We start from the raw sequence: 17,510 nt of genomic DNA on the forward strand, positions 1-17,510 counted from the left end.
CCCGCCGCCCGCCGCTCCCCCGTCAGTTGTTCCGCGCCAGGACGGCGGCGAGTGCCTCCCGCAGCACCGCCGCCGGGTCCGCCACGGGCCCTTCGGAGCGCCAGGCGACGAAGCCGTCGGGACGGACCAGTACCGCGCCGTCCGCGGTGACCCCGTGCGCCCCGGCCCAGTCGGCGCCGTCCTGCGGAGCGAGTTCCGCGCCGGGTCCGTCGCCCACCCGGTACGCGTCGAGCGGCACGGACAGGTCCTGCGCGGCCTTCGCCGCCGCGCCGTGCCAGTCGCAGGCGCCGTCCGCGGAACTCAGCAGCACGCACGACCGCTCGTACAGGTCGAGGGTGGAGATCCGGGTACCGGCGCGGTCCAGCCACACGTGCGGGGCACGGCTGCCGGGTTCCCCCGTCAGCATCACGCCGTCGGGGATGACCGGCGCCGCCGGGTCGGTGCCCAGGACCGCACCGCGCGGATAGCGGTAGCACAGCGCCACGTTGAGGATGCCGCCCCCCTTCATGCCGGGACCACCGGGACCGCCGGGGCCACCCGCTCCAGGACCACCGGGGCCACCGGGGCCGCCTGCTCCGGGGCCACCGGGACCGCCGCGGCCGGGACCGCCGGGACCACCGGGACCGCCGGCACCGCCGGGACCACCGGGGCCGGGCGCGCCGAGGGCGGGGGCGCCGGGCGCAGGCGTGTACCCGGGGTGACTGTGCTCGCTCGAACGGGAGGAGGCACGGGCGCTGGTCGCCTCCGCGACGGGCCGGCGTTCGGCGTCGTAGGACTCCAGCAGGCCGGGCTCGGCCCAGCCGCCGAGCACGGCGGCCAGCTTCCAGGCGAGGTTGTGGGCGTCCTGGATGCCGGTGTTGGAGCCGAACGCCCCGGTGGGCGACATCTCGTGGGCGGAGTCACCGGCCAGGAACACCCGGCCGTCCGCGTACCGTTCGGCGACCCGCTCGGCGGCGTGCCAGGCGGCCCGGCCGGTGATCTCCACGTCGAGGTCCGGCACACCGACGGCCTTCCGGATGTGGGCGACACACCGCTCGTCGGTGAACTCCTCGATGCTTTCGCCGTGTTCGGGGTGCCAGGGGGCGTGGAACACCCAGTGCTCCCGGTTGTCGACCGGCAGCAGGGCCCCGTCGGCCTCCGGGTTGGTCAGGTAGCAGACGATGAAGCGCCGGTCCCCGACGACGTCGGCCAGGCCGCGGGAGGTGAAGGTGAGACTCACGTTGTGGAACAGGTCGCCCGGGCCGTTCTGCCCGATGCCCAGCGCCTCGCGGACGGGGCTGCGCGGGCCGTCCGCGGCGACGAGGTAGTCCGCCCGGATCCGGGTGTGCTCGCCGGTCTCCCGGCTCTTGACCATCACCGTCACACCTTCGGCGTCCTGGTCGAAGGACATCATCTCCGTCCCGTAGCGCAGGTCCCCGCCGAGTTCGCGGGCCCCCTCGAGGAGCACCGGTTCCAGGTCGTTCTGGCTGCACAGGCACCATCCGCTGGGGCTGAAGCGGGCGAGCCCGCCGCCGGGGTCGATCTCCTGGAGCAGCCACTCGCCCCCGTCGCCCGCCAGGCTCGGGGTCTGCCAGATGCCGTGGTTGTCCGCCAGGACCGACGCGGCCCGGCCGATCCGCTGCTCGAGCCCGGCCGTCCGGAACAGCTCCATGGTGCGCACGTTGTTCCCCCGCCCGCGCGGGTGGATCGAGGTGCCCGTGTGACGTTCGACGAGTGTGTGCGGCACGCCCAGGCGCCCCAGGAACAGCGACATGGACAGGCCCACCAGAGAGCCGCCGACGATGAGGACCGGCGTGCGGTGATCCGCCCGGCCGGCCGTGTCCGATCGATTCATTGAAACGCCTCCAGCGTCGCCCTCGACGGGCTGTGGAACAGGACGCACCTTTCATGCCCGGTGCGGGCCGGTCCGCGTCCCGGCGGCACCCGGATGACACGCGGTTCACCCGCCTGCCCCGTGTCGCTCGCGCGCACCGGAAAGTCACGGCGACGATCGACCCATGGCGACCCCGGGCCTGCTGGGACGGCGGTCGTTCCCGACCTTCCGACCATGAGGAGAGGTGCGCCGGATGACCATGTCGGCACGCATTGCGCAGTCGGCGTTCGACGGCTCGAGGCTGCGGGTGATCCTGCTCCTCGACCTGTACGAGGGGGCCCAGGAACAGTTCCTCGACGCGTACGAGCACATGCGGAACAAGGTCGCGTCCGTTCCCGGCCACATCAGTGACCAACTGTGCCAGTCGATCGAGAACCCCTCCCAGTGGCTCATCACCAGCGAGTGGGAGAGCGCCCTGCCGTTCCTCGCGTGGGTGAACAGCGAGGAGCACATCGCGATCGTCCGGCCGATGCACAGCTGCGTCCGGGACACCCGGTCGATGCGCTACAGCGTCCTGCGCGAGACCCACCCGGAACGGCCGGCCGCGTCCGGGGACGCGAGGACGAGCCTGCAGACGGAGGCCCGCGTGGGCGCCGGGCTGACCCGCCACGCCCTCACCTTCACCGTCAAGCCGGGCACCGAGTCCAAGGTCGTGGACATCCTGGCCAACTACGAGGCGCCCGAGACACGCATCAACGGCACCACGCGACTGCACCGCACCTCCCTCTTCATGCACGGCAACCGCGTCGTGCGGGCCGTGGAGGTGGAGGGCGACCTCCTCGCCACTCTGTGCCACGTGGCCAGTCAGCCCCAGGTACAGGCCGTGGAAGAGGCCATCAACCCCTATCTGGAGCAGGACCGCGATCTGAGCGACGCCGACTCGGCCCGCATCTTCTTCACCCGCGCCGCGCTCCCCGCCATGCAGCACGTGGCGGCCGGCCGCCCGCGGCCCGACCACCTGCGACGGCACATGCTGTACTACCCGGCCGTGGCGGGCCGCGGTCTGGAACTGGCGCGGTTCCTCGCCCGCCAGGACGAGGCCGCGGCGAGCGACCCGGACGGCCCGGTGTACGCGAGCACCGTCTTCCAGCGCGACGACGTCGTGACCCGCATGATCGACATCACCCAGGAGCTCGATCTCGACCCGCTGGCCGCCCTCGGCATCAAGGGCCCGGGCAAGGCCGCCGAACTGGAGCGTCTGCTGGACGGCGCCGCGATCGGCGTCGAGGGCTCCCTGGATTCGGAGCGCACCCTGCACCGGCTCCTGGCGCACGCCGACATGCTGCCCGTCACCGACCGCACCTCTGCGGATTCCTGAAGGTCGACCGCGGTGCCGTCCGCGGCCCTGCCCGCCCGGACGTCACCGGTACACCCGGAGGTAACACCCCTATGTCCAAGCAGTATCCACGCATCGTGGACCTGAGCGAGACGGAACCCAACCGACGGCGCGGAGGTGATCTCAGGACCCTGCTCACCCCGGCCACCGTGGGTTCCACCAGCGGCTTCATGGGTCTGGCGATCATCAAGCCCGGCGAGCGCATCGGCGAGCACTACCACCCGTACTCCGAGGAGTTCGTGTACGTGGTGAGCGGCGCGCTCGAAGTGGACCTGGACGGTGAGCCGTTCGCGCTCCGCGCCGAGCAGGGTCTGATGATCCCGATCGACATGCGGCACCGTTTCCGCAACGTCGGCGACCAGGAGGCCCGCATGGTGTTCCACCTGGGCCCGCTCGCCCCGCACCCGAGCCTCGGACACGTCGACACCGAGGAGACCGAGAGCGCCGTCGCCGGACCGCAGTTGAAGGTCGGCGGGCCCGAGCACGGCCGTCCGGCCGAGCCGAGCGAGGCCATAAAATGACCCGGCGAGTGGCCGTCACCGGCATAGGTGTGGTCGCTCCCGGCGGCATCGGAGCGACGGCGTTCTGGGATCTCCTCGCAGCCGGCCGCACCGCGACCCGCGGCATCTCCCTGTTCGACCCGGCCGGCCTGCGCTCGCGCATCGCCGCCGAGTGCGACTTCGACCCCTACGAGCACGGCCTGGACGCGGATCTGAGCCAGCACGCGGACCGCTACATCCAGTTCGCCGTGGTCGCCGCCGCCGAGGCGGTACGGGAAGCGGGCCTCGACACCCGGTCCCTGGACCCGTGGCGCACGGCGGTCTCGCTGGGCAGCGCGGTCGGCGGCACCACCCGGCTGGAGAGCGACTACGTCCGGGTCAGCGAGCACGGGCAGCGGTGGGACGTGGACCACCGGCAGGCCGAGCCCAAGCTGCACCTGGCGTTCTCACCGAGCACCCTCGCCTCGGTCGTCGCCGAGCGGTTCGACGCCCGGGGACCGGTGCAGACCGTGTCCACGGGCTGCACCTCGGGTCTCGACGCGGTCGGTTACGCCTTCCACACCATCAGCGAGGGCCGGGCCGACGTCTGTATCGCGGGCGCGTCGGACTCGCCGATCTCACCGATCACGATGGCCTGCTTCGACGCCATCAAGGCGACGTCGCCGAACAACGACGACCCCGAGCACGCCTCCCGGCCCTTCGACGCGCACCGCGACGGCTTCGTCATGGGCGAGGGCGCGGCGGTGCTGGTACTGGAGGAGTACGAGCACGCGCGGGCCCGCGGCGCGGAGATCCTCTGCGAGATCAGTGGCTACGCCACCTACGGCAACGCCTACCACATGACCGGTCTGACCAGCGAGGGACTGGAGATGGCCCGGGCGATCGACACCACGCTCGGCCAGGCCCGTATCGACCCCACGCTGATCGACTACGTCAACGCGCACGGCTCCGGCACCCGGCAGAACGACCGGCACGAGACAGCAGCGGTGAAGCTGTCGCTCGGCGAGCACGCCCGGCAGACGCCCATGAGCTCCATCAAGTCCATGGTGGGGCACTCCCTGGGCGCGATCGGGGCGATCGAGGTGGTCGCCTGCGTCCTGGCGCTGAAGCACCAGGTCGTGCCGCCGACGGCGAACTACGAGACCCCCGACCCGGAGTGCGACCTGGACTACGTGCCGCGCACCGCCCGCCCGCGGAAGCTGAAGCATGTGCTCTCCGTGGGCAGCGGGTTCGGCGGTTTCCAGTCCGCGGTACTGCTGTCCGGGCCGGGCGGGAGGACACGATGAGCAATCGGCGCCCTGGGCGTGCGGCCGTCACCGGCATCGGTGTGGTCGCGCCCAACGGACTGCGGACCGACGCCTACTGGAAGTCCGTCCGCGAAGGCCTCGGCGTGCTGGACGTGATCAGCCGCGAGGGGTGTGACCACCTGCCGCTGCGTGTGGCGGGCGAGGTACGGTCCTTCGACCCGGCGGCCCTGATCGAGGACCGGTTCCTGGTGCAGACCGACCGGTTCAGCCACTACGCGATGGCGGCGGCCGCCATGGCCCTCGACGACGCCGGCCTCGGCGGGGAACCCGCCGAACCGTTCTCGATCGGCGTGGTCACCGCCGCCGGGTCCGGAGGCGGCGAGTTCGGCCAGCGGGAGCTGCAGAAGCTGTGGGGCAAGGGCTCGAAGTTCGTCGGCCCGTACCAGTCCATCGCCTGGTTCTACGCCGCCAGCACCGGCCAGATCTCCATCCGCGGCGGCCTCAAGGGGCCGTGCGGGGTGGTGGCGAGCGACGAGGCCGGCGGTCTGGACTCCCTCGCGCACGCCGCCCGGGCGGTGCGGCGCGGCACCGACGTCATGGTCGTGGGAGCGGCGGAGGCGCCGCTGGCCCCCTACTCGATGGTCTGCCAGCTCGGCTACCCCGAGCTGAGCACCCTCGACGACCCCGCCCGCGCCTACCGCCCCTTCACCGAGAAGGCGTGCGGTTTCGTCCCCGCGGAGGGCGGTGCCCTGCTCGTCGTCGAGGACGAGGACCGGGCCCGTGAGCGCGGGGTGCCCGTGCGGGCCACCGTCGCCGGCCACTCCGCCACCTTCACCGGGGCCTCCCGCTGGGCGGAGTCCCGCGAGGGGCTCGCCCGGGCTGTCTCCGGTGCCCTGGACGAGGCGGGCTGTGCCCCGGAGGAGATCGACGTCGTGTTCGCCGACGCCATGGGCGTGCCCGAGGCGGACCGCGCGGAGGCGCTGGCGATCGCCGACGCCCTCGGTGCGCACGGCAGGCGGGTGCCGGTCACGGCTCCCAAGACCGGCATCGGCCGCGCCTACTGCGCGGCGCCCGTGCTGGACACGGTGGCGGCGGTGCTCGCCATGGAGCACGGCCAGGTGCCGCCCACGCCGAACGTCTTCGACATCTGCCACGACCTCGACCTGGTGATGTCGCAGGCCCGTCCCGCCGAGCTGCGCACCGCCCTGGTCCTCAGCCGGGGACTGATGGGCTCCAACGCGGCGCTGGTCGTGCGCCGCGGTGACGATTCCGCCCGGTAGGCCCGGGCGGGGAAGGAGAAGTCACCCATGATCACCACCGAAGTGACCTTCGACGAGCTGTCCGCCCTGATGAAGCAGGCGGCCGGCATCACCGTCGACCCGCGGGAGCTCAAGGAGGCCGCGGAGTCCCCGTTCGACTCCTTCGGCCTGGACTCGCTCGGCCTGCTCGGCATCGTCGGCGAGCTGGAGAACCGGTACGGCCAGTCCCTGCCGCCCGACTCGGAGCGCTGCAGGACGCCCCGGGAGTTCCTGAACCTCGTCAACAGCACCCTCACGGCTGGAGCCTGAACGTGGCCGGACACACCGAGAACAGCATCACCATCGACGCTCCCCTCGACCTGGTGTGGGAGATGACCAACGACCTGGAGAACTGGCCGCGGCTGTTCAGCGAGTACGCGTCGGTGGACATCATCTCCCGCGAGGGGGACACCACGACGTTCCGGCTGACCATGCACCCGGACGAGAACGGCAAGGTGTGGAGCTGGGTGTCGGAGCGCACCCCGGACCGCGGGAAGCGGACCGTCCGCGCCCGCCGGGTCGAGACGGGCCCGTTCGCCCACATGGACATCCTCTGGGAGTACGCGGAGCTGCCCGGCGGGGTCGAGATGCGCTGGACGCAGGACTTCGCGATGAAGCCCGACGCCCCGGTGGACGACGCCTGGATGACGGACAACATCAACCGCAATTCCCGCGTCCAGATGGCCCTCATCCGGGACCGGATCGAGCAGGTCGCCCGTGACAGCGAGAGCGCGTCCGTCGCGTCCTCGCGCTGAGCGCCGGTCCGGACAGGACGCGGAAGAACAGGGAAGGACTCCCCCATGCACCACGCCCTCATCGTCGCCCGGATGAAACCCGGTTCGGCGGCGGACATCGCCGACGTGTTCGCCGACTCCGACCGGGGTGAGCTGCCCCACCTGATCGGGGTCGGCCGGCGCAGCCTCTTCCAGTTCGGCGACGACGTGTACCTGCACCTCATCGAGTCCGAGCAGGACCCGGCGCCCGCCATCGCCAGGCTCGCCTCGCACCCGGAGTTCCGGGGCATCAGCGAGCGGCTGGAGGCGTACGTCAGCCCGTACGACCCTGCCACCTGGCGCGGTCCGAAGGACGCCATGGCGCGGTGCTTCTACCGCTGGGAGCGCGGCGCCGGCTCCTGAGCCGGGCTCCGGGGAACACCCCGAGGCCGCCGGTTCCGCGTCAGTCGCGGAGCCGGCGGCCTCGGGGTTTCCGGCGCCTTCGGATCAGCCGGGGACGGTGCACTCGAAGGCGTGCAGGTACGCGTTGACGGGACGGATCTCGCCGATGACCAGGCCCGCGCCGGTCAGCCGGTCGACCATGCTCTGCCGGGTGTGCTTGGCGCCGCCGACGTTGAGGAGCAGCAGCAGGTCCATGGCGGTGGTGAACCGCATCGACGGGGTGTCGTCGACGAGGTTCTCGATGACCACGACCCGGGCCCCGGGCCGTGCCACCGCCCGGACGTTGGCGAGGACCCGGCGGGTGCTGTCGTCGTCCCACTCCAGCACGTTCTTGATGATGTACACGTCCGCCCGGACGGGGACGTCCTCGCGGCAGTCACCGGCGACGACGTCGACCCGGCCGGCGAGCGCGCCGTCCCGGCGCAGTCGCGGGTCGGCGTTCTCGACGACGCCCGGCAGGTCGAGCAGCGTGCCGTGGAGGTGCGGGTGCTTCTCCAGGAGGCTGGCCAGCACGTGTCCCTGGCCGCCTCCGATGTCCACGACCGAGGAGGCGTCGTCCAGGTCGAGCAGCAGGGCCACGTCACGGGCGGACTGCTCGCTGGAGGTCGTCATCGCGCGGTTGAACACGTGGGCGGACTCGGGGGCGGAGTCGTTGAGGTAGGTGAAGAACTCCCGGTCGTACACGTCCTCGAAGACATTGCGGCCGGAGCGCACCGCCTCGTCGAGCAGCGGCCAGACGTTCCAGGTCCACGGCTCGGTGCACCACAGGGCGATGTAGCGCAGGCTGTGCGGGTCGTCCTCCCGCAGCAGCCGGGACATCTCGGTGTGTTCGAAGGTGCCGTCGGGGTTCTCGGCGAACACGCCCTGGCAGGTCAGGGCGCGCAGCAGCCGCCGCAGGGTGTGCGGCTGGGTCTTCACCTCCGTCGCCAGGTCGTCGACGGTCATGGGGCTGTCGTCCAGGGCGTCCGGCACGCCCAGGCGGACGGCCGCGCGCACGGCGGCGGCGCACGCCGCCCCGAACACGAGCTCTCTCAGCCGCATGGGCGGCGGGGGAGCCGGATCGACGGATGTCATCCGTTGCCTCGCTTCTGCTGTCGTGCGGTCGGTGGGCGGAGCGGGGTCAGCACATTCCGGCGGGTTCGGAGAGCGTGCAGGTGTTGCGGCTGAAGGTGTTGGTCTTGGCGGTGTCCCGGTTGGCCAGGTCGGCCGGGCCGTTGCCGGTCAGCAGGTTGTCGCGGATCTCGTTGCGCTCGCTAGGGGTGCCGACGAGGCTCTTGAACAGCACGATGCCGCCGGACAGCGGGGAGGTGCCCTTGTTGTCCTCGACCCGGTTGAAGGCGACGAGCGTGTCCTCGACGCCGGTGAGGACGATGCCGGAGCCCTGGAGGAAGGGCAGGCGCGGCGTCTGCTCGCAGTGCTTGTTGTTGGCGTGCACGTGGTTGTGGGTGACGCTCAGCCGGCCGGCGCGCGGTGCGGACTCGTCGCCCACGACGAACACGGCGGCGCAGTTGCCGGTGGCCTCGTTGTGGTCGACGCTCATGTTCCGCAGCCGCCGTACGGTGACGCCGACCCGGTTGCCTTCCGTCCTGTTGTGCCGGATCACCGTCCTCCCGGCGTCCCTGGCGCCTTCCTCGGTGTCCACGGTGTTGGCGACGAACACCCCGGCGTCGCCGTTGTCCTGCGTGAGGTTGTGGCTGATGACGCCGCGTACGGAGCGTTCCGCGGCGATGCCCCACCGGCCGTTCTTCCCGGCGCTCACGAAGCGGATCTGCAGGTGCTCGGTCCCGGTGGCCCACAGCCCGTTCCCGGCGAACCCGCGCACCGTCAGGGACCGTACGGAGACGTCTTCGAGGGGCTTGGCGTCCGTGCCCGTCACGCAGATGCCGTTGCCGGCCTCGGCGCAGGCGCCCTTGGCCTTCGCGGCGGGCATCAGGACGGTGCGGTTCGCGCCCTGACCGCGCAGGGTGATGTCCGGGGAGGTGATGTCGACGCTCTGCCGGTAGGTGCCGGCCGCGAGCAGGACGGTGTCCCCCGGCTCGGCGGCGTCGACGGCCTTCTGGATGGACTGCCCGGGCTGGACGCGGTGGACGGTCGGCTGCTGGACCGCCGGGGCGGCACCCATCCCGGCGGCCACGACGGCGGTGGCGCATGCCAGGAACGCGATGTGTCGTCTGTTCATGAAGCCGAAGCTATGAGCGGGTGATCGCCCCTGCCACCGGTGATCACCCAGCCGGGCGCGGTGATCACCGGGCTCCCGGTCCGGGCTCGGAGCCGGCGGTGCGCGGCGACGCTCGCCCGTTCGGCCGCGGTTGCCTCGCCCGGGTCACCGCCGCGCTGTGGGGTGGCACTGACACGCCCGCGAGCAGGGCATCGCCGGCCCGGGCGTCCAGCCACGCAGCGAGAGGGACGGAGTGTGCCCATGCCCCGAATACGCGCCACCCCGGCGGGCCGACGGCGTGCCGCGGTCGTCGCGGCCCTGCTGACCGGCTCGGCGGTGCTGACCGGACCGTCCCCCGCCACGGCCGGCGGCGCTCCCCCGCCCGCGTCGGCCGTCCCGCGGCTGGACTGGAGCCGGTGCGTGCCGGGCAGCGCGTTCGACTGCGCGACGGCGAGGGTCCCGCTGGACCACGACGAGCCCGGCGGGCGCACCATCGAACTGGCCGTCGTCAGGCGGAAGGCGGCCGACCCGGACCGGCGCGTGGGCACCCTGTTCTTCAACCCCGGCGGCCCCGGCGGTCCGGGGACGGTGCAGATGCCGCAGAACTACGCGTCCTTCCCCCAGGAGGTGCGGGAGCGGTTCGACATCGTGAGCTGGGACCCCCGCGGGGTCGGCAGCAGTACCGCGGTGAACTGCTTCACGAGCCCCGGGGAAGCCGCCGAGTGGAGCGCGAGCCGTCCCGCGGGCTTCCCGGTGGGGGAAGCGGAACGGGCGGAGTACGCCGCCTCCTACGAGGAGCTGGGCCGGCGCTGCGAGCAGCGGGATCCCGCGTTGCTGCGCCATGTGTCGACCGCCGACACGGCGCGCGACCTCGACCTGCTGCTGGCGGCGGTCGGTGAGGACCGGCTCAACTACCTCGGCATCTCCTACGGCACGATGCTGGGCGCCACCTACGCGAACCTGTTCCCGGGCAAGGTCCGCGCCATGATCCTGGACAGCAACTGGGATCCGCGGGCCTGGACGGACGACGCCTCCGACGAGGACCCGCGGCTGACCAGCTTCCAGCGCCTGGGCTCGGACCTCGGGGCGGCGGAGACCCTGGACCGGTTCCTCACCCTGTGCGGGACCGCCGGCACCGACCGCTGCGCCTTCTCCGCCGGCAGCCCGGAGGCCACCAGGGACAAGTTCGAGGAGCTGATGGTGCGGCTGCGGGAACGGCCCGTGGAGGGGTGGACCTACGCCGGCACGATCGCCGCCGCGGTGAGCGGCTTCTACGTCGTCCATCCCGGGTGGACCCGACTCGCCGCCACCCTGCAGGAGTTGTGGCAGGGCCGGGTCCCGGCGCCGGTGCCGCTCCCGCCGCCGCCGGCGGTGCCCGAACCGGACCCGTACCTGGGCGAGGAGCAGAGCACCGCGGTGTTCTGCGGTGACAGTCCCCATCCGCGGGACCCCTCGGCCTACCACGCCCTGGAGGACCTGAGCGCCGCCCGCGCGGGCGACACCGGACGCTTCTGGGTCTGGTCCTCCGCGGGCTGCGCCGGCTGGCCCGCGGTCGCCGAGCACCGCTACCGCGGACCGTGGGACAGGCCGACGGCCCACCCCGTCCTGGTGGTGGGCACCACCCACGACCCCTCCACCCCCTTCACGGGTGCGCAGGCCATGGCGGAGCAACTGGCCGGCGCGCGTCTGCTCACCCACCGCGGGCACGGGCACACCGCGCTGCTCAACCCCAGCCGGTGCGTGCAGGCGCACGAGAGCCGCTACCTGGTCGACGGCACCCTGCCGCCGCCCGGGACGACGTGCGAGCAGGACACGCCGCCCTTCGGCACACCCCGGCCGAGCGGCGGCGTCGCCACCGGCGGGGGCGGGACGGCCGGCGCCCTGTCCTGAGCCCGCGCCGGCCCCCCGGCTGGAAGAAGCCCGGCTTCTTCGGCGTCCGCTCCGCTTGAATATGTGCTCTTCCTGCCGTCGTCGAACGGGAACACCCGGTCGTCGTGCGCGAGGACCGCACCGGCGCTCCCGGCGCGGTGCTCGGCCCGATGTCTGGGTGATGCACCGACGCGACGGCGAAAGCAAGGGTGCGACGGCCCCGCCCGCACCCGGCCCCGCCCGCCCGGAGGCACGGGCGTGAGGGGGCGGGCGGGCCGGGTACCCGTGCCCGGTCCGGGACGGCGTACGGGAGAAGCCGCACGGTGCCGTCGCCGCCCCGATGGCGAGGGCGACGGTCCGCGACGGAGGGAGTCGGCCATGCACGCACCGCCCGAGGGGAGCGCCGAGATCCTCTTCATCGGCAACGCCACCCTGCTGATCCGGTACGGGGACCTGACGCTCCTGACGGACCCGAACTTCCTCCACCGGGGACAGCTCGCCCACCTCGGCTACGGGCTCGTCTCCCGCCGGCTGTCCGAGCCGGCCCTCGGAGTCGCCGACCTGCCCCACGCGGACCTGGACGCGGTGGTGCTGTCCCACCTGCACGGCGACCACTTCGACCGGGTGGCCCGGCGCGGCCTGGACCGGGGCCTGCCCTTCGTCACGACACCGCACGCCTCCCGCGTGCTCCAGGGTCTGCACGGCTTCCACCGCGCGGTGGGTCTGCGCACCTGGCAGAGCCACACCCTGGTGCGCGGTGATTCCCTGGTCCGTGTCACGTCGCTGCCCGGACGCCACGCCCCCGGCCCCGCCCGCTTCCTGCTGCCCCCGGTGATGGGGAGCCTGCTGGAGTTCGGTGACCGCTCCGGCACCGTCCGCCTGGTGCTCTACCTCACCGGCGACACCCTGGTGTACGACGGTCTGCGGGAGATCGCCCGCCGCTTCCCCGGCATCCACCTGGCGGTGCTGCACCTGGGCGGGACGACGCTGCCCGGCGGCATGGTGGTCACCATGGACGCGGAGCAGGGCGCCGAACTGCTCGACCTGATCCGTCCGCGCCACGCGCTGCCCGTCCACTACGACGACTACGGCGTGTTCCGCTCCCCGCTCGCGGACTTCCTGGACGAGGCCGGCCGCCGCGGGCACGGGGCGCGGATCCTGCGGTGCGGCCGGGGCGAGCGGGTGACGGTGGGTGCCGAGGCCGTGGTCCCCGGCCCGGCCCGCTAGCGGGCCGGGGGCGCGCGGTGCCCGGCGGGCGCGGTCCCGCCGGTCCCTGGATGCCCGCGCGGCACGTTGGGCGTAGTGTCCGCATATGCGTGGTGTCCGGTGTGAGGGGTGCGGCGCGGTCCGGAAGGGGACGGCGGCGCGCGTTTCCCGACGGCCGGCACACGACGCGGCCCGCGGGTACCCCGTGCCCCCGCGTCCGGGGAGGGACGGCTGATGGACGCCGCGCTGGCCGCCGTGGTGCGCGAGAGCGGCGCGTTCGGCGCCCTGCTGTACGTGCTGCCGGCGGGCGACGACGCGCTGTGGCTGGTCACGGTGGCGGGACTGCCGCAGGAGTTCGCCCTGCCGTGGCGGCGTGTCGCGCTGACCGATCCCATTCCGGTGGCGGACGCCGTGCGCGAGCGGCACCTGGTGTGGGTCGGCGGGCAGGAGGAGATGGCGCGCCGCTATCCGCGTCCGGCGCTCGTCCTGCCGTACGACTTCGCGCTGGCCGCCGCTCCGGTCACCTCGCGCTCCGGTGTCCTGGGCGGACTGGTGCTGATGTGGGCCGGGGACCGTACGGCCCCGCTGGGCCGGGGCGAGCGGGAGGCGGTCGAGTCGGGCTGCCGCCGCCTGGGTGACGCCCTCCAGGAGTCCCTCGACCGCGGCGATCCGCCGCGGCCGGGCGGGCGGCCGCGGACCCTGTCCGCCCGGAGCGGCCGCAGTGCGCCGCCCGACGAGGCGGCCGCGGCCACGGCCTTCGTCGACCGGCTCCCCGGAGGGTCCTGTGCGCTGGACATGCACGGTCGCGTCACCTTCCTCACCCCCGCGGCCGCCGAGCTCCTCGGTGCCGCCCTGGACGACCTGCTGGGCGCGCTGCCGTGGGAGGCGCTGCCGTGGATGGACGTCCCCGAGGTGGAGGACCGCTACCGGGCCGCACTGGTCAGCCGCCGGCCGCAGGAGTTCACCGTGCTGCGCCCGCCGGGGACGTGGCTGGCGTTCGCGCTGTACCCGGACGCCTCGGGCATCAGCGTCCGCATCACCGGCGCCGAGCCGGCCGAGCACACCCCGGCGTCACCGGCCGCCGCCGGGCCCAGCCGGGCCACCATGCTCTACCACCTGATGCAACTGGCCGCGACCCTGACCGAGGCCGCCGGGGTGCAGGACGTGGTCGACCAGACCGCCGACCGGCTCCTGCCCGCCCTCGGCGCCCAGGGCCTGGTGCTGATGACGGCCGAGGACGGCCGGCTGAGGATCCTCGGTCACCGGGGCTACCGCGACGAACTCATCGACCGCTTCGACAACGTCCGTCTGAACGCGGACATCCCCGCCGTGAAGGTCCAGACCACCGGGGTGGCCGGCTTCTACTCCACGTTCGCCGAGCTCCGGCAGGAGTTCCCGGCCGTGACGCACGAGGACGGCATGGCCGCCTGGGCCGTGCTGCCGCTGATCGCCTCCGGCCGCCCCAGGGGTTCCCTGCTCCTCTCCTACAGCCGGTCCCATCCCTTCCCGCCCGGTGAACGCGCCGTGCTCATCTCGATCGCGGGCCTGGTCGGGCAGGCACTGGACCGCGCCCGCCTCTACGACGCCAAGCACAGCCTCGCGCACCGCCTGCAGTCCGCCCTGCTGCCGCGCACGCTGCCCGCCGTCCCGGGCATGAGGGTCGCGGCCCGCTACCTGCCGGCGGCCCGGGGTCTGGGCATCGGGGGCGACTTCTACGACCTCATCCGCCTCGACGGGCGCACCGTCGGCGCCACCATCGGCGACGTACAGGGCCACAACGTGGACGCGGCGGCCCTCATGGGGCAGGTCCGCACCGCCGTCCACGCCCACGCCACGGTGGGCTCCTCACCGGACCGGGTCCTGGCCGGCACCAACCGCCTGCTCAACGACCTGGAGCCGGGCCTGTTCACGAGCTGCCTCTACGTCCACCTCGACCTGGCCGCCCGGCGCGGCTGCGTGGCCACCGCCGGCCATCCTCCGCCACTGCTGCGCCGGCCCGACGGGCGCGCCGAACTGCTGCGGGTCCCCCCGGGGCTCCTGCTCGGCATCGAGCCGGACTCCCGCTATCCGACCGCGGACGTCTCCCTGCCGCCCGGCTGTGTCCTGGTCCTCTACACCGACGGACTCGTCGAAGCACCCGGGGTGGACATCGACGACGCCACCGCGGCCCTCGCCGGTCTCCTGGAACGCGCGGACCCCACCGACCTCGACGCCATGGCCGACCTCCTCATCCGCCACGCGCCGAACCCGGGGGACGACATCGCCCTGCTCCTCATCAGCGTCGACGGATGACCCGCCACCCCCGGATCCGTTCCGGCGCGAACGGGCCGCGACGCGACGGCGCACACGGGTCGGCCGGGCGGCGCAACCGGCCGGGGCGGGAGGTCACCCGCCGGACGGAGAGTCTTCCGGCACGCGGCGCAGAAGGGGTTTCGGGGTGGGAGCGGAGGGTGAATGCGGAACCGACGCGGGCCTCGGCGGCACGGCTCCCCGGTGACGGGTGGCCGCCCGGACCCGCAGGCCGTCCCCAGCAGGCCCGACACTCCCAGAGGCCCATGTCCACCGCACCAGCAGCCGACGACAGCCGGACGCGCCGGAGCCCCGTGCCCGAGCCGTCCCCGCAGCAGCTCGACGCGCTGCTGCGCGAGTTCGCCGAGCAGCCCGCGGGACCGCGCCGGGCCGCCCTGCGGGACCACCTCATCCGGCTGCTGCTGCCCATGGCGCGGCGCATCACCCGCCGGTTCCAGCACCACGGCGAGGAGTTCAACGATCTCGCGCAGGTCGCCGCCGTGGGACTGATCAAGGCCGTCGACGGCTACGACCCCGCGCGGGGCCACGCCTTCCTGGCGTACGCGCTGCCCAAGGTCACCGGTGAGGTGCGCCGGCACCTGCGCGACCGTACGGCGGTGGTCCGGCTGCCGCGGCCGCTGCAGGAGGCGAGCGGACGTGTCTTCCAGGCCGTCGAGGAGCTGGAACAGCGGCTCGGCGGCCGCTCCCCCACCGCGGAGGAGATCGCCGAGCACACCGGGCTGGACCGGGAGCGGGTGCTGTCGGCGCTGCGGGCGGTGCACGAGTGCCGGACGCGTTCCCTCGACGAGCCGGCCGGGCACGGCCGGCGGGAGGCGCAGGTCCGGGCGGCCGGAGCGGAGGACCCCGCGCTCGGCCGGGTCGTCGACGCGGTGTCCCTGGCCACCCTGGTGAGGCGGTTGCCGGAGCGCGACCGCAGGGTGCTCCACCTGCGGTTCCACCGGGAGTGCAGCCAGGCGCAGATCGCGCGTGCCGTGGGTGTCTCGCAGATGCAGGTGTCGCGCATCCTGCGTCGCTGCCTCGACCGGCTGAGGGAGGGGCTGGAGGAGGGCGAGCCGTGCGCGGAAGGCCGGGCGGGGCGAACCGTGCGCGGTCCCCGCGCCGCGGCGGACGCCGTACACCTCGCGGGTACCGGCGGCGGGGCACACGTCGCCCGGCGCCCGACGGCACCGCCGCCTGCCGCCACCGCCGCCCCCGGGCGGCCCCCCGGCAGGCAGCCACGCGGGGAAGACCCCGCCGCCCGGCGACGGCCCCCGCACCCCCGGCGCGGTCCCCGCACCCCGGCCACCACCGTCACCGCCGGCACCGGAGGCCCGCCCGGCAGGAGCCCGCGCGGGGCCGGTCCCGGCCCGGCCCGGCGACCGCACGCCCCGGCCCCGGGCCGTCCCCCCACCCCGGCGGACGCCGCAGGCCCCGCGGGTACCGGTCGGCCGGCACGCCGCACGCCGTGGGTGGGGCGCCGGCCGTGGTGCGGTGGCGGGCTCCGTGCGGGTCGGCGGCGGGCGGCGGGGCCTCGTGGTCCCGTGCCGCCGGGTGCGAGGTGGCGGAGGCGAGCCGGGCCCGTACCGGCCCGGCGCCGCCGCCGGACGGTGCGGTCGCCGCCCGTCCGCCCGCGCACGAGAAAGGAACACCTTCCCCGCCCCGGTCCGTCCCGTCCGCCCCCGGGTGGCACGGACGCGGGTACGCGAGCCGACGGAGGAGCGCACCGTGAGGCGTCACCTGCATCCGCTCCGGCACGCATGGCACTGGCTGGGCGCCCAGACCCTGGTACGGCGCGGCCGCGACCTGGAACTGATGCACAGGGCCATGGGTTTCGCCACGCTGGCGCTGGTCACGCTGGCGCCCCTGCTCATCGTGATCGCCGCCGCCGATCCGCTCGGACGGGGCGGCTTCGCCGCCTGGCTGGCCGACGGCATGGGTCTGTCCGGCCGGTCCGCGCGAGTCCTCGCGGAGATCATCAGCCCGCCGCGCGAGGTGGTCGGCACCACCAGTCTGTGGGGTGTGGTGGCGCTCGCCGCGTTCGGCATCCCGTTCGGGGGGAGCGTGCAGGTCGGCTACGAACGCACCTGGAACGTTCCACCCGGCCCCTGGCACCGGATCTGGCGGCAGGCGGTCTGGCTGTGCGTGCTGACCGCCTACCTCTACCAGGAGGTACTGACCCGCGACGCCATGCACGGACCCGAGCGGATCACCCTCTCGCTGGCGACCGGGGTGCTGTTCTTCTGGTGGGGGCAGCGCTTCCTGCTGGGCGGACAGGTCCGCTGGTGGCACCTGCTGCCGGGCGCGCTCGCCACCATGGCGGGCCTGATCGGCCTGCGGGCCTTCTCCTACTTCGTCTTCACTCCGCTGATCGTCGACAACGCGATCAGCTACGGCACCGTCGGCGTCGTCCTCATCGTCGAGTCCTGGCTGATCGGCGTGGGGTTCGTGATCTTCGGCGGTGCCATGTTCGGCCGCTGGCTCCTGGACCACCACGGGCACCGGTTCACCGAGGACCTGCCCCCGCGGACCGGGCCGGACCCGCCGGACCGCGGCGGCTGA

14 protein-coding genes and 1 pseudogene are annotated in these 17,510 nt (G+C 73.7%); 12 read left to right on the forward strand and 3 right to left on the reverse strand.

Features of this window, described 5'->3' with window-relative positions:
* Positions 1–22: 22 nt before the first annotated feature.
* The gene (locus IE118_RS17325; RefSeq protein ID WP_189558823.1) at positions 23–1,834 is read right to left on the reverse strand and encodes an FAD-dependent oxidoreductase; all 1,812 of its coding nucleotides are present in this window, start codon (positions 1,832–1,834) and stop codon (positions 23–25) included.
* Positions 1,835–2,066: 232 nt separating this feature from the next.
* Here IE118_RS17325 and IE118_RS17330 point away from each other — a divergent pair, with 232 nt between their 5' ends.
* From IE118_RS17330 to IE118_RS17360, 7 genes are all read left to right on the forward strand, one after another.
* The gene (locus IE118_RS17330; protein ID WP_189558824.1) at positions 2,067–3,191 is read left to right on the forward strand and encodes a SchA/CurD-like domain-containing protein; all 1,125 of its coding nucleotides are present in this window, start codon (positions 2,067–2,069) and stop codon (positions 3,189–3,191) included.
* A gap of 71 nt (positions 3,192–3,262) precedes the next feature.
* The gene (locus IE118_RS17335) at positions 3,263–3,730 is read left to right on the forward strand and encodes a cupin domain-containing protein (RefSeq protein ID WP_189558825.1); all 468 of its coding nucleotides are present in this window, start codon (positions 3,263–3,265) and stop codon (positions 3,728–3,730) included.
* A complete protein-coding gene (locus IE118_RS17340) occupies positions 3,727–4,995 on the forward strand; it encodes a beta-ketoacyl-[acyl-carrier-protein] synthase family protein (protein ID WP_189558826.1) in 1,269 nt (422 codons plus the stop codon). The genes IE118_RS17335 and IE118_RS17340 overlap by 4 nt, the downstream gene beginning before the upstream one ends.
* Positions 4,992–6,236: a ketosynthase chain-length factor gene (locus IE118_RS17345; RefSeq protein WP_189558827.1), complete on the forward strand. Its 1,245-nt coding sequence runs from the start codon at positions 4,992–4,994 to the stop codon at positions 6,234–6,236. Before IE118_RS17340 ends, IE118_RS17345 begins: the two co-directional genes overlap by 4 nt.
* A gap of 27 nt (positions 6,237–6,263) precedes the next feature.
* Complete coding sequence (locus IE118_RS17350; RefSeq protein WP_189558828.1) at positions 6,264–6,524, forward strand: acyl carrier protein; 261 nt, start codon at positions 6,264–6,266, stop codon at positions 6,522–6,524.
* 2 nt (positions 6,525–6,526) lie between these two features.
* Entirely contained in the window at positions 6,527–7,009 is a 483-nt protein-coding gene (locus IE118_RS17355) for an SRPBCC family protein (protein ID WP_189558829.1), read from the forward strand.
* A 45-nt stretch (positions 7,010–7,054) separates the two neighbouring features.
* A complete protein-coding gene (locus IE118_RS17360) occupies positions 7,055–7,390 on the forward strand; it encodes a TcmI family type II polyketide cyclase (protein WP_189558830.1) in 336 nt (111 codons plus the stop codon).
* Positions 7,391–7,474: 84 nt separating this feature from the next.
* On the opposite strand, the gene IE118_RS17365 is transcribed toward IE118_RS17360, so the two are convergent.
* Together IE118_RS17365 and IE118_RS17370 are read right to left on the reverse strand one after the other, a co-directional pair.
* Positions 7,475–8,503, reverse strand: coding sequence for a methyltransferase (locus IE118_RS17365; RefSeq protein ID WP_189558831.1), 1,029 nt, complete (start codon positions 8,501–8,503; stop codon positions 7,475–7,477).
* Positions 8,504–8,549: 46 nt separating this feature from the next.
* Positions 8,550–9,608, reverse strand: a complete 1,059-nt coding sequence (locus IE118_RS17370; protein ID WP_189558832.1) for a right-handed parallel beta-helix repeat-containing protein — start codon at positions 9,606–9,608, stop codon at positions 8,550–8,552.
* Between the two features lie 240 nt (positions 9,609–9,848).
* On the opposite strand from IE118_RS17370, the gene IE118_RS17375 reads away from it, so the two are divergent.
* The 5 genes and pseudogenes from IE118_RS17375 (at position 9,849) to IE118_RS17395 (ending at position 17,510) form a co-directional block, all read left to right on the forward strand.
* Positions 9,849–11,477: an alpha/beta fold hydrolase gene (locus IE118_RS17375; protein WP_189558833.1), complete on the forward strand. Its 1,629-nt coding sequence runs from the start codon at positions 9,849–9,851 to the stop codon at positions 11,475–11,477.
* Between the two features lie 357 nt (positions 11,478–11,834).
* Positions 11,835–12,683: an MBL fold metallo-hydrolase gene (locus tag IE118_RS17380; RefSeq protein WP_189558834.1), complete on the forward strand. Its 849-nt coding sequence runs from the start codon at positions 11,835–11,837 to the stop codon at positions 12,681–12,683.
* A gap of 213 nt (positions 12,684–12,896) precedes the next feature.
* A complete protein-coding gene (locus IE118_RS17385; RefSeq protein WP_189558835.1) occupies positions 12,897–14,954 on the forward strand; it encodes a PP2C family protein-serine/threonine phosphatase in 2,058 nt (685 codons plus the stop codon).
* A 263-nt stretch (positions 14,955–15,217) separates the two neighbouring features.
* Positions 15,218–15,997, forward strand: a pseudogene (locus IE118_RS34755) (sigma-70 family RNA polymerase sigma factor); the annotation flags it as partial.
* A gap of 679 nt (positions 15,998–16,676) precedes the next feature.
* Positions 16,677–17,510, forward strand: a complete 834-nt coding sequence (locus IE118_RS17395; RefSeq protein ID WP_229846842.1) for a YhjD/YihY/BrkB family envelope integrity protein — start codon at positions 16,677–16,679, stop codon at positions 17,508–17,510.

The organism is Streptomyces pilosus (assembly GCF_014649835.1).
Classification (GTDB): Bacteria; Actinomycetota; Actinomycetes; order Streptomycetales; family Streptomycetaceae; genus Streptomyces; species Streptomyces pilosus.